The organism is Rodentibacter genomosp. 1 (assembly GCF_001999285.1).
Classification (GTDB): domain Bacteria; phylum Pseudomonadota; class Gammaproteobacteria; order Enterobacterales; family Pasteurellaceae; genus Rodentibacter.
Genome location: NZ_MLHN01000007.1, coordinates 65,587 through 92,585, shown reverse-complemented (window position 1 = coordinate 92,585; position 26,999 = coordinate 65,587). Strand labels below are relative to the sequence as shown.

Annotated in this window: 28 protein-coding genes and 1 tRNA gene; 20 read left to right on the top strand and 9 right to left on the bottom strand. The window is 41.0% G+C overall.

Going from position 1 to position 26,999, the window contains the following annotated elements; all coding sequences use genetic code 11:
- The first annotated feature begins 5 nt into the window (after positions 1 to 5).
- The 14 genes from glyQ to BKK54_RS03750 all read left to right on the top strand — a co-directional run bounded on the left by glyQ (position 6) and on the right by BKK54_RS03750 (position 12,575).
- Complete coding sequence (gene glyQ / locus BKK54_RS03815) at positions 6 to 914, top strand: glycine--tRNA ligase subunit alpha (protein WP_018356390.1); 909 nt, start codon at positions 6 to 8, stop codon at positions 912 to 914.
- A gap of 47 nt (positions 915 to 961) precedes the next feature.
- On the top strand, positions 962 to 1,609 hold the full coding sequence (locus BKK54_RS03810) for an FABP family protein (RefSeq protein WP_077541649.1): 648 nt from the start codon (positions 962 to 964) through the stop codon (positions 1,607 to 1,609).
- A 27-nt stretch (positions 1,610 to 1,636) separates the two neighbouring features.
- Positions 1,637 to 2,914, top strand: a complete 1,278-nt coding sequence (locus tag BKK54_RS03805) for a histidine-type phosphatase (RefSeq protein WP_143541416.1) — start codon at positions 1,637 to 1,639, stop codon at positions 2,912 to 2,914.
- Positions 2,911 to 3,135 carry a hypothetical protein gene (locus BKK54_RS03800; protein ID WP_077541647.1) on the top strand — a complete coding sequence of 75 codons (225 nt, stop codon included), beginning with the start codon at positions 2,911 to 2,913 and terminating at the stop codon, positions 3,133 to 3,135. The genes BKK54_RS03805 and BKK54_RS03800 overlap by 4 nt, the downstream gene beginning before the upstream one ends.
- A 268-nt stretch (positions 3,136 to 3,403) precedes the next feature.
- Entirely contained in the window at positions 3,404 to 5,470 is a 2,067-nt protein-coding gene (gene glyS, locus BKK54_RS03795) for a glycine--tRNA ligase subunit beta (RefSeq protein ID WP_077541645.1), read from the top strand.
- Between the two features lie 86 nt (positions 5,471 to 5,556).
- Positions 5,557 to 5,633, top strand: a tRNA-Ile gene (locus tag BKK54_RS03790).
- Between the two features lie 272 nt (positions 5,634 to 5,905).
- Positions 5,906 to 6,091 (top strand): Arm DNA-binding domain-containing protein, encoded by a 186-nt coding sequence (locus BKK54_RS03785; protein WP_244153098.1) that lies wholly within the window; start codon positions 5,906 to 5,908, stop codon positions 6,089 to 6,091.
- 340 nt (positions 6,092 to 6,431) lie between these two features.
- Entirely contained in the window at positions 6,432 to 6,944 is a 513-nt protein-coding gene (napF, locus tag BKK54_RS03780) for a ferredoxin-type protein NapF (RefSeq protein ID WP_077541643.1), read from the top strand.
- Complete coding sequence (locus BKK54_RS03775) at positions 6,937 to 7,218, top strand: chaperone NapD (RefSeq protein ID WP_077541641.1); 282 nt, start codon at positions 6,937 to 6,939, stop codon at positions 7,216 to 7,218. The genes napF and BKK54_RS03775 overlap by 8 nt, the downstream gene beginning before the upstream one ends.
- Before the next feature lie 36 nt (positions 7,219 to 7,254).
- Entirely contained in the window at positions 7,255 to 9,738 is a 2,484-nt protein-coding gene (gene napA, locus BKK54_RS03770; RefSeq protein ID WP_077541639.1) for a nitrate reductase catalytic subunit NapA, read from the top strand.
- Between the two features lie 109 nt (positions 9,739 to 9,847).
- Complete coding sequence (napG, locus tag BKK54_RS03765) at positions 9,848 to 10,654, top strand: ferredoxin-type protein NapG (protein WP_077541637.1); 807 nt, start codon at positions 9,848 to 9,850, stop codon at positions 10,652 to 10,654.
- The gene (gene napH, locus BKK54_RS03760; RefSeq protein ID WP_077541635.1) at positions 10,654 to 11,517 is read left to right on the top strand and encodes a quinol dehydrogenase ferredoxin subunit NapH; all 864 of its coding nucleotides are present in this window, start codon (positions 10,654 to 10,656) and stop codon (positions 11,515 to 11,517) included. Before napG ends, napH begins: the two co-directional genes overlap by 1 nt.
- Before the next feature lie 5 nt (positions 11,518 to 11,522).
- The gene (locus BKK54_RS03755; protein WP_077541633.1) at positions 11,523 to 11,966 is read left to right on the top strand and encodes a nitrate reductase cytochrome c-type subunit; all 444 of its coding nucleotides are present in this window, start codon (positions 11,523 to 11,525) and stop codon (positions 11,964 to 11,966) included.
- Positions 11,967 to 11,978: 12 nt separating this feature from the next.
- Complete coding sequence (locus BKK54_RS03750) at positions 11,979 to 12,575, top strand: cytochrome c3 family protein (RefSeq protein ID WP_077541631.1); 597 nt, start codon at positions 11,979 to 11,981, stop codon at positions 12,573 to 12,575.
- A 71-nt stretch (positions 12,576 to 12,646) separates the two neighbouring features.
- On the opposite strand, the gene BKK54_RS03745 is transcribed toward BKK54_RS03750, so the two are convergent.
- Complete coding sequence (locus tag BKK54_RS03745) at positions 12,647 to 13,075, bottom strand: Lrp/AsnC family transcriptional regulator (RefSeq protein ID WP_208605813.1); 429 nt, start codon at positions 13,073 to 13,075, stop codon at positions 12,647 to 12,649.
- 141 nt (positions 13,076 to 13,216) lie between these two features.
- Here BKK54_RS03745 and BKK54_RS03740 point away from each other — a divergent pair, with 141 nt between their 5' ends.
- Positions 13,217 to 14,275: an ornithine cyclodeaminase gene (locus BKK54_RS03740; protein WP_077541629.1), complete on the top strand. Its 1,059-nt coding sequence runs from the start codon at positions 13,217 to 13,219 to the stop codon at positions 14,273 to 14,275.
- Positions 14,276 to 14,395: 120 nt separating this feature from the next.
- A complete protein-coding gene (nhaC, locus tag BKK54_RS03735; protein ID WP_077541627.1) occupies positions 14,396 to 15,796 on the top strand; it encodes a Na+/H+ antiporter NhaC in 1,401 nt (466 codons plus the stop codon).
- 238 nt (positions 15,797 to 16,034) lie between these two features.
- On the opposite strand, the gene BKK54_RS03730 is transcribed toward nhaC, so the two are convergent.
- A complete protein-coding gene (locus BKK54_RS03730; RefSeq protein WP_077541625.1) occupies positions 16,035 to 17,573 on the bottom strand; it encodes a YjjI family glycine radical enzyme in 1,539 nt (512 codons plus the stop codon).
- A 191-nt stretch (positions 17,574 to 17,764) separates the two neighbouring features.
- Here BKK54_RS03730 and BKK54_RS03725 point away from each other — a divergent pair, with 191 nt between their 5' ends.
- Positions 17,765 to 18,430 carry a YczE/YyaS/YitT family protein gene (locus tag BKK54_RS03725; protein WP_077541623.1) on the top strand — a complete coding sequence of 222 codons (666 nt, stop codon included), beginning with the start codon at positions 17,765 to 17,767 and terminating at the stop codon, positions 18,428 to 18,430.
- Here the strand turns inward: BKK54_RS03725 and BKK54_RS03720 are convergent.
- From BKK54_RS03720 to BKK54_RS03700, 5 genes are all read right to left on the bottom strand, one after another.
- Positions 18,380 to 19,414, bottom strand: coding sequence for a glycosyltransferase family 9 protein (locus BKK54_RS03720; protein ID WP_077541765.1), 1,035 nt, complete (start codon positions 19,412 to 19,414; stop codon positions 18,380 to 18,382). The two genes, BKK54_RS03725 and BKK54_RS03720, sit on opposite strands and share 51 nt — an antisense overlap.
- Positions 19,415 to 19,419: 5 nt before the next feature.
- Positions 19,420 to 20,670 carry an O-antigen ligase family protein gene (locus tag BKK54_RS03715; RefSeq protein WP_077541621.1) on the bottom strand — a complete coding sequence of 417 codons (1,251 nt, stop codon included), beginning with the start codon at positions 20,668 to 20,670 and terminating at the stop codon, positions 19,420 to 19,422.
- A gap of 68 nt (positions 20,671 to 20,738) precedes the next feature.
- On the bottom strand, positions 20,739 to 21,815 hold the full coding sequence (gene fbaA, locus BKK54_RS03710; protein WP_077541619.1) for a class II fructose-bisphosphate aldolase: 1,077 nt from the start codon (positions 21,813 to 21,815) through the stop codon (positions 20,739 to 20,741).
- Positions 21,816 to 21,896: 81 nt separating this feature from the next.
- Entirely contained in the window at positions 21,897 to 23,060 is a 1,164-nt protein-coding gene (gene pgk / locus BKK54_RS03705) for a phosphoglycerate kinase (RefSeq protein ID WP_059368358.1), read from the bottom strand.
- A 96-nt stretch (positions 23,061 to 23,156) separates the two neighbouring features.
- Positions 23,157 to 23,882: a ribonuclease T2 family protein gene (locus BKK54_RS03700; protein ID WP_077541763.1), complete on the bottom strand. Its 726-nt coding sequence runs from the start codon at positions 23,880 to 23,882 to the stop codon at positions 23,157 to 23,159.
- 123 nt (positions 23,883 to 24,005) lie between these two features.
- Here BKK54_RS03700 and BKK54_RS03695 point away from each other — a divergent pair, with 123 nt between their 5' ends.
- Together BKK54_RS03695 and BKK54_RS03690 are read left to right on the top strand one after the other, a co-directional pair.
- Positions 24,006 to 24,272, top strand: a complete 267-nt coding sequence (locus tag BKK54_RS03695; protein ID WP_077541617.1) for a YfhL family 4Fe-4S dicluster ferredoxin — start codon at positions 24,006 to 24,008, stop codon at positions 24,270 to 24,272.
- 15 nt (positions 24,273 to 24,287) lie between these two features.
- Entirely contained in the window at positions 24,288 to 24,440 is a 153-nt protein-coding gene (locus tag BKK54_RS03690; RefSeq protein ID WP_077541761.1) for a DUF1232 domain-containing protein, read from the top strand.
- 446 nt (positions 24,441 to 24,886) lie between these two features.
- Here the strand turns inward: BKK54_RS03690 and BKK54_RS03685 are convergent, their stop codons facing one another.
- Positions 24,887 to 25,177: a YfcZ/YiiS family protein gene (locus BKK54_RS03685; RefSeq protein WP_077541615.1), complete on the bottom strand. Its 291-nt coding sequence runs from the start codon at positions 25,175 to 25,177 to the stop codon at positions 24,887 to 24,889.
- A 19-nt stretch (positions 25,178 to 25,196) separates the two neighbouring features.
- Entirely contained in the window at positions 25,197 to 26,201 is a 1,005-nt protein-coding gene (gene trpS / locus BKK54_RS03680; protein ID WP_077541613.1) for a tryptophan--tRNA ligase, read from the bottom strand.
- 146 nt (positions 26,202 to 26,347) lie between these two features.
- Between trpS and hflD the strand changes: the two genes are divergently transcribed.
- Positions 26,348 to 26,971 carry a high frequency lysogenization protein HflD gene (gene hflD, locus BKK54_RS03675; protein WP_077541759.1) on the top strand — a complete coding sequence of 208 codons (624 nt, stop codon included), beginning with the start codon at positions 26,348 to 26,350 and terminating at the stop codon, positions 26,969 to 26,971.
- Positions 26,972 to 26,999: the final 28 nt, after the last annotated feature.

Sequence of the window (26,999 nt, the reverse complement as noted above, 5' to 3'; positions counted from 1 at the left end):
AGATTATGAGCAGTCAATTCAATGTAAAAACATTCCAAGGTATGATCCTCGCCCTGCAAGATTATTGGGCAAAGCAAGGTTGTACTATTGTTCAGCCCTTTGATATGGAAGTGGGGGCAGGCACGTCCCACCCGATGACAGCATTGCGTGCGTTAGGTCCGGAGCCGATGGCATTTGCTTATGTTCAACCTTCTCGTCGCCCGACTGATGGTCGTTACGGAGAGAACCCAAATCGCTTACAACATTATTATCAATTCCAAGTGGTGATTAAACCTTCACCGGATAATATTCAAGAATTGTATTTAGGCTCGCTAGAAATGCTTGGTTTCGATCCCACCAAAAACGATATTCGCTTCGTGGAAGATAACTGGGAAAACCCGACTCTTGGGGCTTGGGGCTTGGGTTGGGAAGTGTGGTTGAACGGAATGGAAGTGACTCAATTCACTTATTTCCAACAAGTGGGCGGTTTGGAATGTAAACCGGTAACAGGTGAAGTCACCTATGGTTTAGAACGTTTAGCCATGTATATTCAAGGTGTGGATAGCGTGTACGATCTCGTGTGGTCAGACGGCCCGCTTGGCAAAACCACCTATGGCGATGTATTCCACCAAAATGAAGTGGAACAATCGACTTACAATTTTGAATATGCCAACACGGATTTCTTATTCTACTGTTTCGACCAATATGAAAAAGAAGCACAAGAATTATTAGCACTAGAAAAACCATTACCGTTGCCAGCTTATGAACGTATTTTAAAAGCGGCACACAGTTTTAACTTGCTTGATGCCCGCAAAGCGATTTCGGTGACTGAACGCCAACGTTATATTTTACGTATTCGAGCTTTAACCAAAGGGGTGGCGGAAGCCTATTATGCTAGCCGTGAGGCTTTAGGTTTCCCTGGTTGTAAAAAATAACCCGAAAAATGACCGCACTTTAAATATTTATGTAGTAGGAGATAAGAATGACCGATTACCAATATCCAAAAGACATTTACACGGAAGCCGAGCCGGATGTCAACACCTTAGCTAATCTTGGACCTTTAACCGGTATGGCGGGGATTTGGGAAGGCAAACGTGGATTGGATATCAATCCAAAAGCAGAAGGTGCGGAGAAAGATCCCTATATCGAACGTATTGAATTACAACCCATTGATGCCCAAACGAACGGCCCTCAACTTTTTTATGGTTTACGCTATCACACCCGCATTGTTCAGCCCAATGAAGTGGAAACCTTTCATGATCAAGTGGGGTATTGGTTATGGGAACCGGCAACAGGAAATATTCTCTTTACCTTAAGTATTCCACGTGGGCAAACGCTCATGGCAACGGGCAATGCACCGGCGGATGCAAAAGAATTTACCGTGAAAGCAGTGCGGGGTTCGCTCACCAACGGCATTATTTCCAATCCGTTTATCGAGCAAAATTTCACTACTGAAAGCTATACCATTAAGGTGAAAATCAACGATGATGGCACCTGGTCTTATGAGCAAGATACGGTGATGATTATTCCAAACTATGATGAACCTTTCCATCATACGGATCGTAACCGTTTAACCAAAATTGCAGAACCAACGCCAAATCCAACAGCACTGGCAGCACAATCTGAATAATGTTTTAAATAAGGTGTCATGTTGATGATGAAACAATTTCTTACAAAAATTTCTCGAAATTTAACCGCACTTTGTTGCCTTTTGATCTGTATTAATGAGGCGGGGGCGAGTGAACAGAATGATTTATCATTAAATGCTTATACGTTGGATAAAGTGTTGATTTTCAGCCGCCACGGATTACGTTCTCCGGTCGAAAAAGACCCAGAGGAAATGGCAAAATATTCACCTTATTCGTGGGCAAAATGGGATGTCCCTTCAGGTTATCTCACAGCGAAAGGGACGATTCTGGAAACTTATTTTGGTCAATATTTGGGACAATGGCTGAAACAAAATGGCTTGCTTACCGCAGAACGTTGCGCCAGTGGCGAAGGGATTTTTGCTTACGCCAATAGTGTTCAGCGAACAATTGCCACCGGGCAGGCTCTTATTGCAGGAGCTTTTGCCGGTTGCTATGTACCACTGCAACATCAGGGTGAGATTGGTCGGGGCAAAGATCCTGTTTTTCACGCACAGGCACGAAATCCTGATATCACATTGATTGAGTTCGCTAAAAAGAATATTGATTTAGTTGCCTTACAGCAAAAACTTGCACCAAACTATGCCTTATTAAGCGAATTAATTGACTATAAACATTCACCGAACTGTTTGCAAAAAGGCGATTGTGATTTAGGCGGGAAGCAAGGCGAATATAGTATTCAAGAGGGGAAATCTGTACGAATCACAGGTTCTATCAGCACGGCAAAAAAAATCGTGAGTAGTTTATTGCTTGCTCATTATGTAGGTAAGTCGCCAAACGAGATCGCAAATGGCAACATTGATAGTGCGCAAAAATGGCAGGCGATTAATGAAATCAAAAATGAATATTATCGAACCCTATTTAAAAATAATCGGGAACTGGCTCAGAATGTTGCTTACCCACTGTTGCAATTTATTCAGCAACAGTTAAATAGCGAAAATAAAATCAGTCTTTTAGTGGGGCATGATTCCAATATCGTCGCTTTACTTGCAGCTCTTGGTGTGGAGCCTTATGAATTGGAAAACTCTTTGGAAAATATCCCTATCGGCGGAAAATTGATGTTTGAAGTGTGGAGATATCACTCAAGTGGTAAACGTCAGTTCCGCTTAGAATATGTTTACCAAACCACAGAGCAGTTAATTAATCTTACGCCGTTAAGTTTATCTACACCGCCTAATCGTACACGACTTACCTTGGCAGATTGTTCACCTGATGATGAAGGCTTATGCGACTATGAGCGTTTCCAACAGGTCTTGCAGGATAGTTTAAAGGATAAAACAGAGAAATGATGAAGAAAACCCTAAGTGCGGTTGTTTTTGTCTGTGTTTTAAGTGCTTGTAGCCAAACACCTCAAACAACACAAATTGTTGAAAAGCGGGATATGTATGGTTGCTTAGTTTCTTCAGGAGAGTATTTTTCTTATGATAAACAGAAATGTGTATCACGTAGCGAAGAACATTATAAGAAAATGGGTTCACTAAGAAAAAAGAATATGGTACGCCACCAATAGTGTTGGAAGAGAAAATCGGTGATTATGAGCTTGATTATCAAGGAAAAGATACATTACGAGATGCCGAGTTTTACAGTGATGTGATTTTAGTAATGATATGACTAATGCATGAAATTGAGGCGGTAATTGAACAGATTCATTCGTTTTTGGAAATGAGGGCAAATCTCCCTCATTCTTCTTCACGAAAGAGGGAGAGGGGAGATTGGCAGAAGTGAAAACAAAAAATAGTAATTTTAACCCACGGAATTTTTAGATAAGAGATAAAACAATGACAACCCAAAACTTCCTAGTAGAAATCGGCACGGAAGAGCTGCCGCCAAAAGCTCTGAAAACATTAGCCACTGCCTTTGCGGATAACGTACAGGCAGAATTAAATCAAGCTGGCTTAGAATTTGATAAAATCGGATGGTTTGCGGCACCACGCCGCTTGGCGGTGAAAGTGTTGGCGCTTGCCACACAGCAGCCGAGCAAAGAAATTGAAAAACGTGGGCCTGCGGTATCCGCAGCATTTGATGCCGAAGGCAAACCGACCAAAGCAGCTGAAGGCTGGGCGCGTGGTTGTGGGATTACGGTGGATCAAGCGGAACGCCTTGCGACAGATAAAGGTGAATGGCTGGTTCATCGGGCAAAAATTGAGGGGCAGCCGACTAAAAATTTGCTTGGTGAGATTGTGGCGAACGCTTTAGCAAAATTGCCTATTCCAAAACCAATGCGTTGGGCAGATAAAACCGTACAATTTATTCGCCCGGTTCATACTGTTACCATGTTGCTTGGCGATGAACTCATCGAAGGTGAAATTTTAGGTGTGGCAAGCGGTCGTACTATTCGTGGTCATCGTTTTTTAGGAGAGCGTGAGTTTGAAATTCAACATGCCGATCAATATCCACAATTATTGCGTGAAAAAGGTTCGGTGATTGCCGATTTCAACGAGCGGAAAGCGGAAATTTTGGCAAAATCTCAAGAAAAAGCGACCGCACTTGGTGGCGTAGCTGATATTGAAGAAGATTTGCTTGATGAAGTGACGTCATTAGTTGAATACCCGAATGTATTAACGGCAAAATTTGAAGAGCGTTTCCTTGCGGTGCCGGCGGAAGCTTTGGTTTATACCATGAAAGGCGACCAAAAATATTTCCCAATTTATGATAAAGAGGGCAAATTATTACCGCACTTTATTTTTGTATCCAACATCAATCCTGAAGATCCAAGCGCAATCATTGAAGGAAACGAAAAAGTGGTTCGCCCACGTTTAACGGATGCGGAATTCTTCTTTAAAACCGATTTAAAACAAAGATTGGTGGATCGCTTACCACGTTTGGAAACCGTATTGTTTCAACAACAACTCGGTACATTGCGTGATAAAACTGCCCGTATTGAACAGCTTGCAGGCGAAATTGCCAAACAAATCGGGGCAGATGAAACCAAAGCGAAGCGAGCAGGTTTGCTGTCAAAATGTGATTTGATGACCAATATGGTGTTTGAGTTTACCGATACTCAAGGTGTGATGGGAATGCACTATGCCCGCCACGATGGGGAAGATGAAGAAGTGGCAGTAGCGTTAAACGAACAATATATGCCACGTTTTGCTGGCGATGAGTTGCCGAAATCCTTGGTAGCAAGTGCGGTCGCTTTAGCGGATAAATTCGACACCCTCACAGGGATTTTCGGTATCGGACAAGCACCAAAAGGCAGTGCGGACCCTTTTGCTTTACGTCGTGCTGCATTGGGGGCGCTACGTATTATCGTAGAGAGAAATCTCCCTCTTGATTTGGAAGATCTTGTGCAAAAAGCCACCGCACTTTTCGGCGATAAACTCATCAATAAAAATGTGGTTGCTGATGTCGTGGACTTTATGCTTGGGCGTTTCCGTGCATGGTATCAAGATGAGGGCATTGCAGTGGATGTGATTCAAGCTGTATTGGCTCGTCGCCCAACCCGCCCTGCAGATTTTGATGCTCGTGTGCGTGCAGTATCTCATTTCCGCACTTTAGATTCTGCAGAAGCCTTAGCTGCGGCAAATAAACGTGTGGCAAATATTCTTGCCAAAGCGGATATTACTATCGGTGAGATTAATTTAAATGCTTGTGTTGAGCCGGCGGAAAAAAACTTAGCTGAAGCCGTATTGGCATTGAAAACCGAAGTGCAGCCGTTAATCGCTCAAGGTAAATATACGAATGTGTTGGATAAACTTGCCAACTTGCGTACACCAGTGGACAATTTCTTTGACAATGTGATGGTGAACGCAGAAGATCCTGCATTACGCCACAACCGTTTGGCGATCCTGAACACCTTACAAAGCTTATTCTTACAAGTAGCGGATATTTCAGTGCTTCAATAATTGAGTATAAGGGTGGTTGTTTTTTCAGCGACCATCCCTTTCCTTATAGACTTCAACAGATTATTTCTCTATAATCACCGCACTTTCCCCCCTTAGCTCAGTCGGTTAGAGCAGGCGACTCATAATCGCTTGGTCACTGGTTCAAGTCCGGTAGGGGGGACCATTTAACCCCTCAAATAACGTCTTTTTTGTCAAAAAACATAGTAAAAACAGTATATTAAAAATTTTTCTTTTGTTGTTTTCGTCCGTTATTGTTTGTCATTGTTCGCTTTTCTTGTTCCCTTTTCTGTTCCCTCTTGATAAAGGAATGAAAGCGAGGGAACAAAAGCGGTTGTCTTTTGTTCATTAGGGCTTAAACGATGGCTAGAAATTTTCTAAAAAAATTTACGGATTCATACATTCAATCAATCAAACCGACAGATAAAGAACAATTATTTGCGGATAGGGATAACCTTTATTTATTCGCACCCCATAAACAGAAAATGCGTAAAAAAATCTTTTGGGGCTTATCCTTATTTCTCCTTAACTTTGGCACGTGAAAAAGCGCGTAAATGGTGTGATTTACTTGCACTAGGGATTGATCCGGCAGAGCAAGAAAATATTCAACGGTTGCAGTTGTAAATACTACATTCTAAGCCTTTTTGATAGGGTATGATGGTGCAGGATAAAAATAGTACCCTGCGATAATGTTGTGAATATCTATTTTGTTAGTTATCAATAGGATATATTGTTAATTCAAGTTCGGTAAGTGTTTCAATCACCCTAAAACACGAAACTTTTCTTTTCGCTGAGAAAATGATGTCATAAATTCGGCCATATTCGCGCATTTTCTTGATCTATCACAATAAAAGTTCACTTTTTTATTTATTTACCTCTTTTAGGTAGTTTCTATCTTCTTGTGGTAAACCACATAATTCACTACCTGAGTTTAGGCATAAATCATTCATATAAGGCGAGTAAAATGGTTGTTGAAAACTTACCACGCAGACAATTTTTACGAGGTAGATTTTTAACACAGTCTCAGAAAAATAAGGATTGCTCTGGAGTGATACGTCCGCCATGGTCGATAAATAATGCTGAATTTACTCAACAATGTACAGGTTGTGGGGACTGTTTTGCCGTTTGTGAAACGCATATTCTAGTAAAAGATGATGACGGTTTTCCTGAGGTTAGGTTTGAAAATGGCGAATGCACTTTTTGTCAAAAATGTGTTGAGGCTTGTGAGCAACCTATTTTTCGTTCATTGGAGGATAGGCCTTGGGGACACAAAATCATGATTAATGAGAATTGCTTAACACATAATCGTATTGAATGTCGCTCATGCCAAGATAATTGCTCAATGAATGCCATTCGGTTTCGTTTACAGATAGGTCGTGTTGCACAACCTTTGTTTGATGCAGAGATTTGTAATGGCTGTGGTGCTTGTTTGCAAAGCTGCCCTGTGCGTGCAATTAAAATTGTAAAAAATGAATAAAATGAATTTAACGTTGGAAAATGAGCAGGATTGGCACGTTGTTGGGCTGATTGTGCAAGGAAATCCTGAAAAATTAGCGGCGATTCAGACCGCACTTTCCATGATTGAACATACGGAAATCCCTGTTTTTGATGAAAAAATGGGAAAACTTGTCGTGGTGATGCAGTCGCACGATCCGCATCTTCTACTGGATAAAATAGAAAGTGTGAAGGATATTGATGGTGTGATTAATGTGTCGTTAGTTTATCACGAGCAAGATGAGCAAAATGAATAAATTGATAAATTCAATCTGTTACGAGGGGTGAATACAATGAGTTTAAGTCGTCGAGACTTTATGAAAGCCAATGCGGCGATAGCTGCGGCAACCGCAGCGGGATTAACTATTCCGGTCAAGAATGTGATTGCGGCTGAACCTGAAATTAAGTGGGATAAAGCCGTATGCCGTTTTTGTGGAACAGGCTGTGCTGTGTTAGTAGGAACTAAAGATGGGCGGGTTGTTGCTTCCCAAGGTGATCCGGATGCAGAAGTTAACCGTGGTTTAAACTGTATTAAAGGTTACTTCTTACCAAAAATTATGTATGGTAAAGATCGTTTAACACAACCGATGTTGCGGATGACCAACGGAAAATACGACAAGAATGGGGATTTTACCCCTGTTTCTTGGGATATTGCCTTTAAAACCATGGCTGAAAAATTCAAAGAAGCCTTTAAGAAAAATGGTCAAAATGCCGTGGGAATGTTCAGTTCCGGTCAATCGACCATTTGGGAAGGCTATGCCAAAAACAAACTTTGGAAAGCCGGCTTCCGTTCTAATAACGTCGATCCGAATGCCCGTCACTGTATGGCATCTGCGGCAGTTGCGTTTATGCGTACTTTCGGTATGGATGAACCAATGGGTTGCTATGATGATATTGAACGTGCCGATGCGTTTGTACTTTGGGGTTCCAATATGGCGGAAATGCACCCGATTTTGTGGTCTCGTATTACAGATCGCCGCATTTCGAATCCTGATGTGAAAGTTGCCGTACTCTCCACTTTTGAACATCGTAGTTTTGAGCTTGCCGATCACGGTTTGGTATTTACACCGCAAACCGATTTAGCCATTATGAACTACATCATTAACTATCTCATTCAAAATAATGCAATTAATTGGGATTTTGTTAATAAACACACTAAATTTAAACGTGGTGAAACCAATATCGGTTACGGTTTACGTCCTGAAAATCCGTTAGAGAAAGACACCAACCGTAAAACCGCAGGTAAAATGCACGATTCTTCATTTGAAGAATTAAAACAATTGGTATCGGAATATACCCTTGAAAAAGTGGCAGAAATGTCCGGTGTGGATAAAACCCAACTTGAGAATCTGGCAAAACTTTATGCCGATCCAAATAAAAAAGTGGTCTCTTTCTGGACCATGGGCTTTAACCAACACACCCGTGGTGTTTGGGCAAACCATCTAGTCTATAACATTCATTTGCTAACCGGTAAAATTTCTATTCCGGGCTGTGGTCCGTTCTCTTTAACCGGCCAACCTTCCGCCTGCGGTACGGCACGTGAAGTGGGTTCTTTCCCACACCGTTTGCCTGCCGATTTAGTCGTAACCAATCCTAAACATCGTGAAACGGCAGAACGTATTTGGAAACTACCAAAAGGGACAATTTCCGAAAAAGTCGGTTTGGATACTATCGCCCAAGATCGTGCAATGCACGATGGTAAAATGAACGTATTATGGCAAATGTGTAACAACAATATGCAAGCAGGGCCAAATATCAATACGGATCGTTTGCCCGGTTGGCGTAAAGAAGGCAACTTCGTCGTTGTATCCGATCCTTATCCAACGGTTTCCGCTTTATCCGCCGATTTAATCCTTCCAACAGCAATGTGGGTGGAAAAAGAGGGGGCATACGGTAATGCAGAGCGCCGCACCCAATTCTGGCGTCAACAAGTGAAAGCGCCGGGAGAAGCGAAATCCGACTTGTGGCAATTAATGGAATTTGCCAAATACTTCACAACAGATGAAATGTGGACAGAAGAATTGCTTGCACAAATGCCGGAATACCGCGGAAAAACATTATATGAAGTGCTATTCAAAAACGGGCAAGTGGATAAATTCCCGCTAAGTGAGCTCGCCGAAGGGCAATTAAACGACGAATCAGCGCATTTTGGTTACTACGTACACAAAGGATTATTTGAAGAATACGCCGAATTTGGTCGAGGTCACGGTCATGATTTAGCACCGTTTGAGATGTACCATAAAGCCCGTGGATTACGTTGGCCGGTAGTGGATGGCAAAGAAACCTTATGGCGTTATCGTGAAGGTTACGATCCTTATGTCAAAGAAGGGGAAGGCGTAGCGTTTTACGGCTATCCGGATAAAAAAGCGATTATCCTTGCCGTGCCTTATGAGCCGCCGGCAGAATCACCGGATCAAGAATACGATTTATGGTTATCAACCGGTCGTGTGCTTGAACATTGGCATACCGGCTCTATGACTCGTCGTGTACCGGAATTACATCGTGCATTTCCAAATAACTTAGTGTGGATGCATCCGCTTGATGCCGAAGCGAGAGGACTACGTCATGGTGATAAAATTAAGATTTCATCTCGTCGTGGTGAAATGATTTCACACTTAGATACTCGGGGACGTAATAAGCCGCCACGAGGGTTAGTTTTCACTACTTTCTTTGATGCAGGTCAGCTTGCCAATGTGCTTACGCTTGACGCTACTGATCCTATTTCAAAAGAAACCGACTTCAAAAAATGTGCGGTAAAAGTGGAAAAGGCAGCATAAAAATGATGTCAAAATCAACCGCACTTTATCTTGCCTTTCTCTCATTTATGGGAATGCAAAGCATTGCACAATATGAGTGAGAAAAGTGCGGTTAATAATTAAAAAGAAAATGAAGACACCCAAACTTAATCCTGAACGCAGACGATTCTTAAAGGAAACCGCCCGAACCACGGGAGGGCTTGTCGGCGTGGGGATTTTATTGGGGTTACAACAAAACCAAAGTTTGGCACGAGAAGGCGTACCACTGCGTCCTCCTTTTGCATTACAGGATGCGAAAGCCTTTTCAGCCGCCTGTATTCGCTGTGGTCAATGCGTGCAGGCTTGCCCTTACGATATGTTGCATTTGGCATCGCTATTGTCGCCGGTAGAAGCAGGGACACCCTATTTTATTGCTCGGGATAAACCGTGCGAAATGTGCCCTGATATTCCCTGTGCACATGTTTGCCCAAGTGGTGCGTTAGACCGCAATGCAACGGATATTAACGAATCCCGTATGGGATTATCCGTGCTATTAGACCACGAAACCTGCCTCAACTGGCAAGGGTTGCGTTGTGATGTGTGCTATCGGGTTTGCCCATTAATCGACAAAGCAATTACATTGGAAAAACAACATAATCCCCGTTCGGATAAACATGCTTTATTCATTCCGACAGTGCATTCCGATGCCTGCACCGGTTGTGGAAAATGTGAACAAGCCTGTGTGTTGGAAGAAGCGGCGATTAAGGTTTTACCAATGGAACTGGCAAAAGGCATGTTGGGGAAACACTACCGTTTAGGTTGGGAAGAAAAGGCGAAAGCCGGTCATTCTCTTTCGCCGGAAGCAATAATTTCTGTACCAACGAGAATGCCTGAAAATATGGCAACGTCCGAGCCGCTTGAGCCTGTGTTAGCTCCCATTTTGGGAGGGGTAAAATAATGGCGAATGTACCTAAACATGCCGGCAGAGAGACTCGCCAAAAATGGGGATGGTGGTATGTCAACCGCTTTTTATTTTGGCGACGTTTAAGCCAATTCAGCATTCTGGCGATGTTTTTAAGCGGCCCTTATTTCGGCGTGTGGATCTTAAAAGGTAATTACAGTGGTAGCCTGCTGTTTGATACGATTCCTTTAAGTGATCCCTTAATTACTGCCGAAAGCCTTGCAACAGGGCATTTACCCGATGTGCTGACGTTAATCGGTGCGGCAATTATTGTACTTTGCTACGCCGTTTTGGGGGGTAAAGTTTTCTGTGGTTGGGTTTGTCCGCTAAATGTCGTGACGGATACCGCAGCATGGTTACGCCGTAAACTCGGTATTCGCCAAACGGCAAAGCTTTCACGAGGGTTACGCTACGGTATTTTGGCGATGATTTTAGTCGGCAGTGCGACAAGCGGAATGCTATTGTGGGAATGGATTAATCCCGTTGCGGCATTAGGACGTGCTTTTGTCTTTGGATTTGGCGCGACAACTTGGTTAATTATAGTTATTTTTCTTTTTGATTTGTTGATTGTCGAACATGGTTGGTGTGGCCATTTATGCCCAATTGGGGCAATGTATGGTTTAATCGGTGCAAAAAGTCTCATCCGAGTTAAAGTGATTGAGCGCACGAAATGTGATCATTGCATGGACTGCTACAATGTCTGCCCCGAACCCCAAGTGTTACGTTCACCTTTACACGGAAAAAAAGACGAAAGCCTACTCGTGCTTTCCAAAGATTGTATCAGCTGTGGACGCTGTATTGATGTTTGCGCTGAAAAAGTATTTAAATTTTCGACTCGATTCGATCATTCAGGGGAGTGATTAATATGACCAAACAGGTATCTAAAATTTTAATCGGATTAATGACCGCACTTTTTGCCGGTTCATTGATGGCAACAGAGGTTCAACCGGTAGGGAAAGATTTAACTCAATCACCGGAAAATATTGCACCGGAATTTCACAATTCTCCACGCCATAGCGAACTGCCTGCGCTCAATTATGTAAACCAGCCACCTATGGTTCCTCATAGTGTTGCCAATTATCAAGTGACAAAAAATGTGAACCAGTGTTTAAACTGCCATAGTCCGGAAAACTCACGTTTAAGTGGGGCAACCCGAATCAGTCCAACACACTTTATGGATCGTGACGGAAACATTGGTTCCAGCTCATCGCCACGCCGTTATTTTTGCTTACAGTGCCACGTTTCTCAATCAAATGTCGATCCTATCGTACCAAATGATTTCAAACCGATGAAAGGCTACGGTAACTAAGAAGGAAGGATTATGTCAGAGAAAAAAACAAACTTCATTGTACGTTTTTGGCATTGGTTTCGTAAACCGAGCCGTCTTGCGGTGGGAACCATCATTAGCTTGGCTTTCATTGGCGGCATTTTATCTTGGGTAGGGTTCAATTATGGTTTAGAGAAAACGAATACCGAACAATTCTGCGCAAGTTGCCATATGAATGATGCCTACCCTGAATATCTCCACAGCGTGCATTATCAAACCCGCACCGGTGTAGGGGCAAGCTGTCCGGATTGCCATGTACCACACGAGTTTGGGCCAAAAATGAAACGAAAAATCATTGCGGCGAAAGAAGTGTATGCGCACTATACCGGAAAAGTCGATACGTTAGAGAAATTTAACGAGCATCGTTTGGAAATGGCGGAAAGAGAGTGGGCAAGAATGAAAGCCAATGATTCCCAAGAGTGTCGTAATTGCCATAATGTGGAGAGAATGAATTTTAGCGAACAACGTCCTGTTGCTGCCAAAATGCATGAAAAAATCAAAACAGAAGGGAAAACTTGTATTGATTGCCATAAAGGGATCGCACACCAATTGCCGGATATGCGCGAAGTGGAATCCGGTTTCAAAAAATAATTTCAGGCAAAATAAACAAAATTTTGACCGCACTTCATGAATTATCGGCACCTTGGTGCCGATTTTTTTCGTTAAACGTAACGTTTCAAATGGATATAGGTTTCAGAAGAACTAATCGCTTTAATTGAGCGAATTCGTTCTAATGCTTGTCCCAGTTCTTCCAATGACGGAGCGATAAGTTCAATAAGAATATCCCAACGTCCGTTAGTATCATAAATGGCATTGATACAAGGCTCACCTCGAAGGGTTTGAACAACCTCTGACGTTGCACCACCATCGACTATCACGGTTGTCCAAGCTTTAATGCCGTTAGATTCTACGGTGGAGTGAAGCTCAACCCTATAACCCAAAATAATACCTTCTTTTTCAAGTCGTGCGATACGGTTCACTACGGTTGCCCGAGAAACGTTTAATTTTTTTGCTAAAAAGGCAATGGAGTATCTCGCATTTTCCCGTAATAGACTCAATAATTTTTGATTGGTTTCGTCCAAAATTGACATAATGCAAGTTCTCCCTAACAAAATGATTAAATTTTGCTAAAACATTAGCATATTTCACTATTTTAATTAATAGAAAAATCTTGCACACTAGGGTTGTCATAACAATTCATTAATATTTTATTAACCAAAAGGAGAAAAGTTATGTCATACCCATCTACTATTTCAGGAAGTTTGCCAACCATTATCATTAGCCCACAAGACATTGCTAATATTATTAAGCGTCAAGGTATTAAGGAAACGCTGGAAGGAATGAGGGACTATATTTTAGAGGATTACCTCAACTGGGACGCTTTTGATAAAACGTCTCGAATTTCCCATCACGTTTCAGATGGGGTATTAGAATTAATGCCTATCGCGAATCAACAGCAGTACAGTTTTAAATATGTAAATTGTCACCCTAAAAACCCTAATGAAGGGCTTTCTACGATTTTAGCCTTTGGTGCTTTGATCAGTAATGATACGGGACAACCTGATGTGATTAGTGAATTTACCCTGACTACCGCTTTGCGTACTGCAGCAACGTCAGTGCTTGCGGCTCAATATCTTGCCCGTCCAAATAGTAAACGAATGGCTATTATTGGCAATGGCTGTCAAAGTGAGTTTCAGGCGCTCGCCTTTCATCATTTGCTTGGTATTGAAGAATTAGCCTTATTTGATATTGATCGAAAAGCCAGTGAAAAACTCGCCGGAAATTTAGCGAATACCTCATTAAAAATTGAGATTTTTGATACTGTGGCGGAGGCAGTCAAGAACGCAGATATTATTACGACTGTCACTGCTGAATATTCAAAAGCGAACATTATCACGCCGGAAATGATTGAAGCAGGCATGCATATTAATGCCGTAGGAGGGGACAATATCAATAAAACGGAATTACATGTGGATGTAGTGAAAAATGCTCGTGTGTTTGTTGAATTTGAACCTCAAACTCGAATTGAGGGAGAATTACAAAATATGCCGGCCGATTTTCCTGTGACGCCATTATTTGAAGTCTTCCAAAAAGGAGAATCAGCCCGACAGTTAGAGGGGGAGATCACTTTATTTGATTCTGTTGGATTTGCTATTGAAGATTTTTCAGCTATTCGATATATGAATGATACAGTGATAAAACTGGGTTTATCGCATCCATTGTCTCTTACTCCGGATTTGAAAGATCCAAAAGACTTATTTAGTTATCTTACAGATTATGTAAACCTTTAATCATTCTAAAATGTCAGTTAGATAATAAGGAAACCTGTAATGATGTATTAAACACAATTATGTTTTTATGAAAAAGTACAATTCTTCTACTTGAATTGTACTTCTCAGGAGGAGGTCTGTATGTCAAATACAAAATTTCAAGCATCAAACCAACAAATCAATATCCCTTTCCTGTATGCATTACTGCCGGTTATTGTGATGGTGGTTGCAATGGCAGTTTCTATTATTAAATTTGAGGCTTCGCCACATGTTCCTTTAATTATTGGTGCGATTACAGCTACATTAGTCGCCATGAAATTTGGTTATCGTTGGGATACTATTGAACAGGGGATTTACCGGGGGATTAAAATGGCTCTCCCCGCCATCGTGATCATCATAATGATCGGATTGACTATCGGTGCTTGGTTAGGTGGTGGCATTGTTGCAACCATGATTTATTATGGTTTAAAACTGATTTCGCCCTCATTATTTTTGTTCACGATTTGTATTATTTGTGGGATCGTTACACTTTCTATAGGAAGTTCTTGGTCAACAATGGGAACAATCGGTGTCGCTGCAATTGGTATTGGTTTAAGTATTGGGATTCCTACCCCAATGGTTGCGGGAGCAGTGATTTCAGGCGCTTATTTTGGTGATAAAATGTCGCCACTTTCCGATACTACTAATCTTGCCTCTGGGATTACAGGTACTGATTTATTTGAGCATATTAAACATATGCTAACTACAACATTGCCGGCTTATCTTATTGCGTTAAGTTTCTATTTGTATATAGGGATGCAATTTGATACTTCGCATACCAATCTTTCCCATATACAGAATGTTATGGAAAATATTACCCAAAATTTTGTTGTTAGTCCTTGGTTATTACTTGTACCGGTGATCGTTGTATTGTTAGTGATGAAAAAAATTCCTGCTATTCCGGCATTAACGATTGGCATACTGCTTGGTACACTCTGCCACGTTATTATACAAGGTAGTGATGTAGGAACGGCTGTTAAAACTTTGCACGATGGGTTTAAAATTCAAAGCGGGCATGAAATTATTGATACACTGTTTAATCGCGGTGGAATTGAGTCAATGATGTACACCATTTCACTCACGATTGTCGCAATGAGCTTTGGCGGAATTGCTGAACAAACAGGAATGCTGAGATCAGTCGTTTCAACGATTTTGCATTTTGCCCGCAATGCCAGTATGTTAATTATTGCGACGATTTTTTCTTCAGTGGTGACAAATTGTACAACTTCTGAGCAATATATTTCTATTCTACTACCCGGCAGAATGTATGTGACCGCCTATAAAGAGCGGAAATTACATTCTAAAAACCTCTCTCGTGCTTTAGAAGACGGCGGCACGGTGACATCTGTACTTGTACCTTGGAATACTTGTGGCGTCTATGCTTACTCTATGCTCCAAGTCAGCGCATTTGAATATGCACCTTATGCTGTTTTTAATTATACCGTTCCTCTGCTGGCAATGATGTTTGCCCTATTTAATATTAAAATTGAAAGAATAGAATAAAACGCACAAGCCCCAAGGAATACTCAATGTCTGTATTATGCAGCAGTTGCACAAATCTGGGGGAGCTTGTAGGGACATACTCAGTGTGTGTCCGCTTATAACATATTGAAATAACCTGATTTTATAACGGACACACGCAGTGTGTCCCTACATGTCGTTGAAATTTCCTGCTTTGTGCATTTCTACATAGTACTGAAAAATAGTCAAAAATTAACCGCTCTTTTCATTTATTTTTACGCTAAGCCTTCACATCTTGTTCATCACGTAATTGGCGATCAAATACCTGAGCACATTCATCCGTACCTGACCCATACCAAGTGGTATCACGTAATGCAACTTCGCCCTTACGGTATTTTTCCACTTCGCTTTTCTTCACTAAATAGCCTGTTACACGAATTAAATCCGTATTTTTTAAATAGGTTGTAATATAGCGATAGCCTAAAGAAAAAGCGCCATCAATAATATCCACCACCGCATCGCAATGATCTACGTAGGTTTGGTCGAAAGCAAATAAATCTCCTGTACCTGATGGGAAATACTTGTGGAATGGGGCGGATTGTTTTAGATGAGCAAGTAATGTTGGCTCTTCACCTACACGAATACGATGTGCCGGTGCGTTGCGTTTATCTTCCTCATGGTTACTTGCCCCTACTTGCGCATGTAATAAATAGCGGTTGCCGGTACGCTCGGCATACACACCTTCATGCTCCTCAGTGATTTCCTTCAGTTTATCCATAATGGCAGTGGCAATTTCATCTCCCCGTTTACTTTTCCCAAAGGTTTCATTTAAATCTTCACACTGCAACAAATGGTTAGCCGCATCCGCTAATCCGACAATCGCGAACATACCGGTAAAATTGGTACGTTTAATGAAACCCTCTTTTTCTAAAAACGAACTGTTAAAAAAGTGGCTTTCTTCTACCACAAATTTATGGCGTTTATCCATTGTAGAAAGAGCGCATTTCGCAACACGTGGTAATAATTCATTCACCATTTCATCCACACTTTTGCAAGCCCGGGCGATAGTGCCAAGGCGTAAACGCGTTAATGTATAAGCTCCGCCACATTCAGGCAGTGCATTGTAACAACTTGCCACGCCATATTCTTCGCCTAAATCAGCAATATAGTAAGCATCGTTGGCAAAAGAAGGTTTAGAAACTAACAGACAGGCTTTTGCCGCAAGCTCTGCAAATTCACGGTTTGTTTTTGTTTTATCATAGCGGATTGTCATATTTGGCGTAGGCGCTTCAAGCTCAATCACTGCCCGTAAAATCAGGCGACCAGCTTTGGTATCATAGGGACCAATATTGGCATGACAAAAAGAATCCGGCACAGTTTTATCAATATGATTCAAGAAGCGTTTGATTTTGATGTAGTCTTTTTCTTCATCCGTAATGAAGGGATCAAGCAATACATCTAGCCGACCCACATAAACCGGATAGGTCGTAATGGAAGGCACATGAGAGTAAAGAATAAGCAAGCCATCAAGCACTTCATCAAGATCTTTTGGTGGCGGTAATTCTAAAAACTCACAACCTTTTTGAATATACACATTGTAATCCGGCAAAATATAGCGTGGACGATAAATGGCGTAACCTTCGCATAAATCACAAATCATTTGATTCTGCAAAAAGCCCCATTCTTCATCGGTGTAACCAAGTAGTGCTCTTGGATCAAACAGACGCTCGGCAATATTGCCCAGCATCATTAATTTTTGGTGATAAGTAAGGTTATTGGCTTTAACAGTATCGAGGATATCTTGAAGTGAAGCAAGCATAATATTTACCTGAATAGAAAAGATGAGGTATTGTAGTTCAGCCCTTCTAGTAAGGCAATTTTAAGAATGTGACTTAGATCACATTATCAAGAATAAGGAAAATCAATTCTGTTATATAATATGGCATTAAAATATTTTCGTTTTAATCTATTTCCAGTAGCATAGTAATCTTTTCTCCCTCTAGGTAATTTATGAAAAAATCCCGAGTTCTTCCCTATCCTCGTTGGGCGGCAAGTTCCTTGTGGTCTGCAAATTTCTCAACCTTATCGGTTTTAATCTTATCCTTAGCTACTTTAGGGATAGGCGATGGATTAATTGTACTTTCAGGGTTAGGATCAACGCCTTGGACGGTACTTTCTCAAGGGGTAGCGTTACAAACTCAAATCAGCATAGGTTGGTCATCATTTTTTATCAGTTGCATTGTGATGTTTGCCTGGCTGCCGTTAAAGCTGCGTTTTGGGTTAGGCACGATTTTAAATATGATTGTAATCGCTTTCTTTCTAGGGCTGACCACAAAAATTTTACCACCACCGACCGCACTTTCAGGACGGCTCGCCTTTGGTCTTGCTGGGATCTTGTTATATGGATTAGGCACGGCGTTTTACCTCAGCTGTCATTTGGGGGCAGGACCTCGGGACGGCTTAATGGTGGGATTATGCCAACGTTTTCAGCTAAACGTGGGTATTGTTCGTACAACCCTTGAAGTATCTATTTGTCTATTAGGCTTTATCCTCGGTGGCACCGTAGGGATTGGCACACTCATATTCGCCACCGGAATTGGTTGGATTGTACAGGGCTATCTTCGTTTAATTTCCCACCTGCCACACTCGTTGAATGAAAGGAATGATCTTCGTTAATGCCAGTGGGATTGAAATTAAGCCTAAATTCATTTGTGTTTCTTTACCGGCAGGAGGACAAAATGCGAGGTGTTTATCCGAATCGTTAATCGGTTTCCAACGCCTTGGTTGAGAGGAACGGCTATTAGGATAAAACCCTACCGTTGGAAGATTAAAGGCACTGCTTAAATGCAACGGCCCTGTCGAACCGGCAATAAATAAATCGGCACAAGCTAAAGAATGGGCAAAATCAACCAACCCTTTATTTTTATCATAAATAACCACGCGTGAATCGCTCACTAATTGTGCCACTTCATGAGCTTTCTCACTTTCACCAGGGCCGGCGGTCAACACTATTTGACAATCAAGCACCGCGAGTAGTCCTTGAATGAGTTCGGCATATTGAGCAAGCGATAGATTCGTTGCCGAGCCTCCTGAACCGCTATGCACAAAAATCCATTTCTTCTTCGCTGAAAGCCCCAAGGTTTCTTGTAAAAAAATACGCTGATTTCCAACCGCACTTTTATCTAATACAAGATAGGGTGGTTTTGGCTCAATAATCGGCATATTATATTTTTTTAAAAATGCCCGTACTAAGTCCTGATTATATTCCGCCTCTGATTTTTCTGAACGGGAACGGCGTTGTGTGAGACGATGATTATAAAGAAATTGAATCACTTTTGTTGCTGGAGCGAGGCGATATTTAATCCCGCTTTTCCAAGCTAATTTAGCATTATGCGTATTGGAAAAAAAACTGATCATCGCATCAAAGTTTCTTATTTTAATCTCATGAATAAGGCGGTTAAAATCTGCTTTGTCGTCTTTTTTACTATCAATAATCACATCATCCAAATAAGGACAAATTTGTGCAAGCGGAGCGGTATAACTCGGCACAAGTGCGGTCAATTTTAGTGAAGGATTCGACGCTTTCAGCATAGCGAAAGCCGGCCATGCCTGCATAAAATCACCGAGTTTATCATTACGAATAAGCAACATTTTTTTCATCATTATTACTCCAAATTTTGTGTTTTTTCTGCTTGCCTTAACATCGCATAAAACACAACGGTTAATAAAAGATAGAAAATATTACCGGAATTATGTGTTAAAAAACCTTGGCTTAAACAGTAAATCATAATTGAAAGAATATGTACTGTGCCTAAAGTCGCCACTAATTTAACATCAAAAGAGGCACTATTTAAATTGCGTTTAAATTGATACAACGGCACCAGTAAAACCCCTAGCAAAGCAATAAATCCAATCACACCCCGTTTAGAAAAATCATCAAGATACTGATTATGAGCATGATCGAATTGCCCAATATTTCCGGTTACCACATTCCCTTGAACATCTTGCTTACGCTTTTCTATCGAGCCTTTCTCTCCCCATCCGAAAATTGATTTTTCCTTTATCATTAGAACCGCACTTTTCCACATGTCAAAACGTAGCCCAAGCGATGTATTGGCATTGTTTTTCTCATAGCTAGCAATATCAGTATGAATTAAAGAAAAACGCTCCATCATTCGGCTATTTGGCATTTGACTGATCCCAATAAGGGCGATAACAAACAAGCTAATCACCCCAAGGAAGAATTTTTTTGAAAGTGAATGACGGTAAATCCATAGCATCACAATCAGCATAATCGGCAATGCGACCCAGCCCCCACGGGCGGTCGAAAGAATACTACCTAAGATACCGAAAAATGAGGCAAGAATACAAAGTGCGGTGATTTTTTTCTGAGATTTTTGCCAGTAATAAAGCCCAATCACAAGACTAAACAAGCCTAACGACATGGCAATATCACCGCCTTGAATTTGCATTGTACGGGGGGAATACGCCATAGGACTATGCAAAATAAATTTATCATAAAGAGCGACAAGCCCGACAATCACCGAGCCTAACGGGATGGCATAAATCAATGCACATAACTTTAATGGTATTCTTAACAATAAAACTAAAGTCGGAATTAGTAAAATTGCACGGCTTGGATTATCTAGCACTCTTCCCTTTTCGTCATTCACCAAAAAGGAAAGGACAAAGACAGAAAAATAAAAAATATAACTATAAATCAGCCATTTATCCTCTTGAGATAAATTCCATTTAAACTTTTTAATTAGCCCATAAATACCGTAACCAATCCCTAAAGCCATTAAAAAGAATGGGGCAAAATTATGCCCACCTTTAAAAGTCAATACGGATAAAAAGAAAGCACTAATACCAAAGTTAGCTAAAAAGGGGAGAAAATTCTGTTTTGAAATTTGCATAAATCATCACTCAAATATAAAAAAACCGCACTAAAAAGTGCGGTTGTATTTTATGCTATTTTTGTGGATTATAAAACATCAACACAGTTTAAGTCTTCGAAAGACTGTTCTAGGCGTTTAGACATGGATTCTTCCATTTTGCGTAACCAAACACGTGGATCATAGTATTTTTTGTTTGGTACGTCCGGTCCTTCAGGGTTACCTAATTGACCTTGTAAATAAGCTTCATTTGCTTTGTAGAAGTTTAAGATACCATCCCAAGCTGCCCATTGCGTATCAGTATCAATGTTCATTTTGATTGCACCGTAACCAATTGCTTCACGGATTTCTTCACGAGAAGAACCTGATCCACCATGGAATACAAAGTTAATTGGTTTAGCCGGAAGATTACGTTCTTTTGCCACAAATTCTTGTGATGCCCCTAGAATAGACGGTTTTAATTTCACGTTACCCGGTTTATAAACACCATGTACATTACCGAATGCCGCTGCAACAGTAAAGTTCGGGCTGACCGGATTTAATTGGTCATAAACGTATAATACGTCTTCAGGTTGGGTATAGAGTTTAGACTCTTCCACATCTGAATTATCTACGCCGTCTTCTTCACCACCGGTGATACCGATTTCAATTTCAAGAGTCATCCCGATTTTATCCATACGAGCAAGATATTCACGGCAAATTGCCATATTTTCTTCCATTGGCTCTTCAGATAAATCAATCATATGAGAAGAAAATAATGGACGACCGGTTTCAGCAAAGTGTTTTTCACCTGCTTCTAACAAACCATCAATCCATGGAAGTAATTTCTTCGCAGCGTGGTCAGTGTGAAGAATAACCGGCACACCGTATTCTTTTGCGAGAGTATGAACATGTTTCGCACCGGCAATCGCACCTAATACATCGGCACGCGTACCTGATGCAGGTTTAATACCTTTACCCGCATAGAAAGACGCACCACCGTTAGAAAATTGAACAATCACAGGGGCTTTTACGCGTGCCGCCGTTTCTAATACCGCATTCACGGAATCCGAACCTACACAGTTTACTGCCGGAATAGCAAAATTATTCTCTTTTGCATAAGCAAACACTTTCTGCACATCTTCACCGGTCAATACACCCGGTTTTACAATATCTAATAAACCCATCTTGTTGTTTCCTTCTTTAAATGTTAAGAACTTTTATATGGTGTATGTCATTTAACACACACCATCATCATATTCGGTTAATTAACCGTTCGCACGTTTTTCAAGAATTTCCACCGCAGGCAATACTTTACCTTCGACAAATTCTAAGAATGCACCGCCACCGGTTGAAATGTAAGAAATTTTATCTGCAATGCCAAATAAATCGATCGCGGCAAGGGTATCACCACCACCGGCAATAGAGAATGCATCACTATTGGCAATAGCGTGAGAAATCACTTCAGTCCCTTTACGGAAATTAGGGAATTCAAACACGCCTACTGGCCCATTCCATAAAACGGTTTTCGCATTTTTGATGATTTCAGCCAATTGCTCTGCAGATTTATCACCAATATCAAAAATGGATTCATCGTCTTTTACTTCAGTCACGGCTTTTTCGGTTGCTGGTGCTGTTTCAGAAAATTCTGTTCCTACACGCACATCAACCGGAACGGGAATATCCGTACTGGCGGCTAATTCTTTTGCCACAGGAATTAAATCTTCTTCATACAAAGATTTACCTACATTGTGACCGGCCGCAGCGATGAACGTATTTGCAATACCGCCACCCACGATAATTTGATCAGCAATTTTTGAAAGAGAGTTTAACACTTCTAATTTTGTGGAAACTTTAGAACCGCCTACAATTGCCACCATTGGACGAGCAGGTTCTTTTAACGCTTTACCTAAGGCATCTAACTCAGCGGCAAGCAATGGACCGGCACAAGCAACCGGCGCAAATTCAGCAACACCATAAGTTGAAGCTTGTGCACGGTGTGCGGTACCGAATGCATCCATCACGAATACGTCACAAAGTGCAGCATATTTTTTCCCTAATTCAGGATCATTTTTCTTTTCACCTTTGTTTACACGAACGTTTTCTAAAACAACGATTTCGCCTTCTTTTACATCCACACCATCAAGGTAATCACGCACTAAACGCACAGGAACATCAAGATGTTCGTTCAAATAATCAACAACCGGTTGTAAAGAATCTTCAGGTTTAAATTCCCCTTCAGTCGGACGACCTAAGTGAGACGTCACCATCACTTTCGCCCCTTTTTCAAGGGCTAACTTCAAAGTTGGGATGGTTGCACGAATACGTGCATCGGAAGTCACTTTGCCGTCTTTTACCGGTACATTAAGATCTGCACGGATAAACACACGTTTGCCCGCTAAATCTAAGTCGGTCATTTTGATTACTGACATAATCTATCCTCTTTGTTGGTTAAAGTTAAAATTGAAACTTGCACATTATACCGAGTTCTCAGAATGTTGTAACGATTTAGATCAAAGAAATCCCAATTACTTCGGGCAATCGATCACCTGCCATTGTTTATCATAACAAATGAACAATTCATTCCTACTTGCGCCAAGATAGGCATTTTTAAGTGATGGATTATTTTGTTTCATCCAACGGAATAATTCCCTCTTTTCTAACTTTTCTTTCGGTAAACGTAACGCACTAAACAACGCCCATTCCTTGGCGAAATACTGCTCTGCTGAGCTGAATGCACAGCTACCATGTTTTTCCCACTCGCCCTGTAATAGTTTTGCACCCGGTGATAAACTTAAATAAGGTTCAAGGAGTGATTTCGATAATGGCGGTAAATCTCCTTGACAGAAACGGGGATGATCCGCCACAGAGCTTGCCTTGGCATTTTGTGGCCACAAACCATGTACCACCCAGCCAAAAGTGCGGTTATTTTCACATTGATATTTCACTGGCGAAGGTAATTCGTTGCCATATTTTTCACGCTGAGAAGCACAAAAAGCCGGTGACCAAGAAAGCACTAACATATAATAATCCACCGGTGCAGTAGCATTTTGTCCAATGGGATCATCACGCATCACCACATCATAATCAACAAAAATATCCTGCTTTTTGACCGCACTTTTACTCGTTTGAGGAGAAGATACCGGTGTTGAAGATTGAGACGGTTTGGGAGGCATTTTCCCTTCGTTAAAGTATTGCCAGAGACTGAATGCCGCAAGAGCGATAATGGAAATTGTGGAAATTTGCTTTTTCATAAAATACGTTTGCTTTTTCATAAAATACGTTTGCTTTTTCATAAAATACGTTTGCTTTTTGTCAATTTTGTGTTTGTCGGCTATAATCCGCCACTTTCTATTTCACTCATTGTAAGGATCATTATGGCATTACTCATCACTCAAAAATGCACGAATTGCGATATGTGCTTACCGGAATGTCCCAATGAAGCCATTTCTGTCGGTGATGAAATTTATGTGATCGATCCTGTACTTTGTACTGAATGTGTTGGGCATTATGACACACCGACCTGTCAAAAAGTTTGCCCGATTACGAATTGTATTAAACCTGACCCCGATCATCAAGAAACGGAAGAACAGCTTTGGGAGCGTTTTGTGATGATCCATCACGCCGATAAGCTTGAAGGTTAAGCTATGTTTTCTCAAATGAATAAAACAAAATTACTCAAAATCGTGGTAATTTTGATTTATCTGTTTAGCCCGATTGATATTCTACCGGAAGCCGTACTCGGCCCTTTGGGCCTAGTAGATGATGCTGCGGCAATTTGGTTATTAATCAAGATTTTTCTTTCTAAATAGAGATTGTGGGGAGGCTGGCACAGCGTCCTCAATTTACAATAGAATTTAAAAGGATTTCTCAAAAATCAAATTCAGGTTTTGACGGTTGTAGAATATATTGTCGGAATAACTGCGCCATAGCAGCGGTGTTTTGTTTATCCATAAACAGGACAATAGCAAGTTCAATCCGCACGGGGTTAAAATCTGCCCGTTCACGATAAACCTAAATGGCTTTGCTTAGTTCACCGATTAATGCTATGTGCTTTGCTCGGCAAATTGGATAAACCGAGAGAAACTTCGTATTCTATTGCGCTTGGAAAAGGTGGTTTAAGGTTCGTAGGGACACACTGCGTGTGTCCACTTGTAACATATTGAAATAATTTTATTTTATAACGGACACACGCAGTGTGTCCCTACTTCATAATGTTGCGTAAATTCAGAGAATTTCAATCGCACTTTTCGTTGCGTTATGCAGCCTTCATTTGGAAGATCACCAATTCCGCCTGACAACAAAAAGCAAATTTTGCCTTTAATAAATAGCCGTCATCGACTTTAGTAATTTCCGACTGAATTTCACAAGGTTCACTTTCAACCTCACGGGCTTTCTCAGTGAAGAAATCAAGTGCGGTTTGCGCCTGTTCTTGGGTGTCATAGATATAGTTGATCTCTTGGGTACAATCTCGATTATCAAATAATGATTTCATATCGAAAGTATTACAGCCCACACATTCAATGGGTTTTTCTGTTTGAATTGCCATCTTTCTTTCCTTTTTATCTCTATTTTGCCGCCACAAAGCCTACCGCTTCATAGACTTTTGTTAAGGTTTCTTGTGCTTTAACACGTGCTTTTTCCGCCCCTTGGCGAAGAACGTCATCAAGCAAGGCTTCATTATTGCGGTATTCTTGGAAAAGAGCTTGTAACCCTGCAAGTAAATTTGATACTTCATCAGCCACCGCCGTTTTTAAATGACCGTACATTTTTCCTTCAAATTCTTGTTCCAGTTCGGCAATGGATTTATCTGTTACGGCAGAAAGAATATCCAATAAATTCGATACGCCGGCCTTGTTTTTCACATCATAACGAACCATTGGCGGTTCATCAGAATCCGTCACCGCACGTTTAATTTTCTTCGCCACAGATTTTGGATCTTCTAAAAGTGTGACGACATTGTTTCGATTATCATCAGATTTTGACATTTTCTTTTCCGGATCCTGTAATGACATAATACGGGCACCTGCTTTGCCAATAAAAATTTCAGGAATGGTGAAAATATCACCATAAAGTGCATTAAAACGGTTTGCGATATCACGGGTAATTTCCAAATGCTGTTTTTGATCATCCCCCACCGGCACACTTTTGGCTTGATAAAGTAAAATATCCGCAGCCATCAACACCGGATAATCAAACAACCCCACATTAATATTTTCTGCATAACGTGCCGATTTATCTTTAAACTGAGTCATACGGCTCATTTCACCAAAATAAGTATAACAATTGAGCACCCAACTTAATTGGGTATGTTCCGGCACATGGGATTGAACAAAAATTGTCGCTTTATTAGGATCGATACCGCAAGCCAAATAAAGTGCCACCACATCAAGGGTCGCTTTACGCAATGCCGCCGGATCTTGACGAACCGTTATTGCGTGTAAATCCACCACGCAGAAAATACATTCATAATCCTCTTGCATTTTCACCCAATTACGCAATGCGCCTAAATAGTTTCCGATAGTCAGCTCACCGGAAGGCTGTACACCGCTAAATACGATTGGTTTTGTCATACTTTATCCTTTTTATCTTGCAAACAAATTGGCGGTATCATATCAAAAGATATAGCGTTTTTTAATGAGAGAGTTCAAAACCTATGGCAAAAATGCTATATTGCACGCAATTTCAGCCTGTTTATTGCGTCTATTACGTTTCTTTTATGAAAAATTATCATGACATTGTGTTGGCATTTGCCGGCGTATTTCAATCTGCTGCGTTGGTCAATCAATTGGCAACGAAAGGTAAAATTGAAGATCAAGATGCTTTTCAAACAACGATTCGCTCTCTCTTACAAACTCAGCCGGAAAATGCGCTCGATGTTTTTGGCGGGCAGCTGTACCATTTAGAACTGGGTTTAGAAACACTTATTGAACAATTTTCCACACTTGATGATCAAAATATTGTCAGTTGTTGGGGTGGCCTGTTGTACTTAGAAAAACGACTCAGTAAAAATCTTGAAGCCAAATCGCAACTTGCCCAACGCATTCAACGCTTACCGGAACAATTGACATACCACGGATTACTAAGCGAAAGAATGCTGTCAATTATGGCAAGCACTTATGTTGACATCATCAGCCCTTTGGGGAAAAAAATTCATATAAACGGAGAGGCTAACTATCTACAGCAACCATTTATTCAAGATAAAGTTCGTGCTTGTTTGCTTGCCGGGCTTCGTTCTGTCATATTGTGGCGACAAATGGGCGGCAATAAGTGGCAACTTTTCTTCTCCCGAGGAAAAGTTATCAAGACAGCAGAAGAAATTTATTTAACAATTTATTCTTAATAATCAACATTCCTTAATACACCGGAGT

Coding starts and splice junctions, on each gene's coding strand:
- glyQ (WP_018356390.1), top strand. CDS start 6: ATGAGCAGTCAATTCAATGTAAAAACATTCCAAGGTATGATCCTCGCC.
- BKK54_RS03810 (WP_077541649.1), top strand. CDS start 962: ATGACCGATTACCAATATCCAAAAGACATTTACACGGAAGCCGAGCCG.
- BKK54_RS03805 (WP_143541416.1), top strand. CDS start 1,637: ATGAAACAATTTCTTACAAAAATTTCTCGAAATTTAACCGCACTTTGT.
- BKK54_RS03800 (WP_077541647.1), top strand. CDS start 2,911: ATGATGAAGAAAACCCTAAGTGCGGTTGTTTTTGTCTGTGTTTTAAGT.
- glyS (WP_077541645.1), top strand. CDS start 3,404: ATGACAACCCAAAACTTCCTAGTAGAAATCGGCACGGAAGAGCTGCCG.
- napF (WP_077541643.1), top strand. CDS start 6,432: ATGGTTGTTGAAAACTTACCACGCAGACAATTTTTACGAGGTAGATTT.
- BKK54_RS03775 (WP_077541641.1), top strand. CDS start 6,937: ATGAATAAAATGAATTTAACGTTGGAAAATGAGCAGGATTGGCACGTT.
- napA (WP_077541639.1), top strand. CDS start 7,255: ATGAGTTTAAGTCGTCGAGACTTTATGAAAGCCAATGCGGCGATAGCT.
- napG (WP_077541637.1), top strand. CDS start 9,848: ATGAAGACACCCAAACTTAATCCTGAACGCAGACGATTCTTAAAGGAA.
- napH (WP_077541635.1), top strand. CDS start 10,654: ATGGCGAATGTACCTAAACATGCCGGCAGAGAGACTCGCCAAAAATGG.
- BKK54_RS03755 (WP_077541633.1), top strand. CDS start 11,523: ATGACCAAACAGGTATCTAAAATTTTAATCGGATTAATGACCGCACTT.
- BKK54_RS03750 (WP_077541631.1), top strand. CDS start 11,979: ATGTCAGAGAAAAAAACAAACTTCATTGTACGTTTTTGGCATTGGTTT.
- BKK54_RS03745 (WP_208605813.1), bottom strand. CDS start 13,075: ATGTCAATTTTGGACGAAACCAATCAAAAATTATTGAGTCTATTACGG.
- BKK54_RS03740 (WP_077541629.1), top strand. CDS start 13,217: ATGTCATACCCATCTACTATTTCAGGAAGTTTGCCAACCATTATCATT.
- nhaC (WP_077541627.1), top strand. CDS start 14,396: ATGTCAAATACAAAATTTCAAGCATCAAACCAACAAATCAATATCCCT.
- BKK54_RS03730 (WP_077541625.1), bottom strand. CDS start 17,573: ATGCTTGCTTCACTTCAAGATATCCTCGATACTGTTAAAGCCAATAAC.
- BKK54_RS03725 (WP_077541623.1), top strand. CDS start 17,765: ATGAAAAAATCCCGAGTTCTTCCCTATCCTCGTTGGGCGGCAAGTTCC.
- BKK54_RS03720 (WP_077541765.1), bottom strand. CDS start 19,414: ATGAAAAAAATGTTGCTTATTCGTAATGATAAACTCGGTGATTTTATG.
- BKK54_RS03715 (WP_077541621.1), bottom strand. CDS start 20,670: ATGCAAATTTCAAAACAGAATTTTCTCCCCTTTTTAGCTAACTTTGGT.
- fbaA (WP_077541619.1), bottom strand. CDS start 21,815: ATGGGTTTATTAGATATTGTAAAACCGGGTGTATTGACCGGTGAAGAT.
- pgk (WP_059368358.1), bottom strand. CDS start 23,060: ATGTCAGTAATCAAAATGACCGACTTAGATTTAGCGGGCAAACGTGTG.
- BKK54_RS03700 (WP_077541763.1), bottom strand. CDS start 23,882: ATGAAAAAGCAAATTTCCACAATTTCCATTATCGCTCTTGCGGCATTC.
- BKK54_RS03695 (WP_077541617.1), top strand. CDS start 24,006: ATGGCATTACTCATCACTCAAAAATGCACGAATTGCGATATGTGCTTA.
- BKK54_RS03690 (WP_077541761.1), top strand. CDS start 24,288: ATGAATAAAACAAAATTACTCAAAATCGTGGTAATTTTGATTTATCTG.
- BKK54_RS03685 (WP_077541615.1), bottom strand. CDS start 25,177: ATGGCAATTCAAACAGAAAAACCCATTGAATGTGTGGGCTGTAATACT.
- trpS (WP_077541613.1), bottom strand. CDS start 26,201: ATGACAAAACCAATCGTATTTAGCGGTGTACAGCCTTCCGGTGAGCTG.
- hflD (WP_077541759.1), top strand. CDS start 26,348: ATGAAAAATTATCATGACATTGTGTTGGCATTTGCCGGCGTATTTCAA.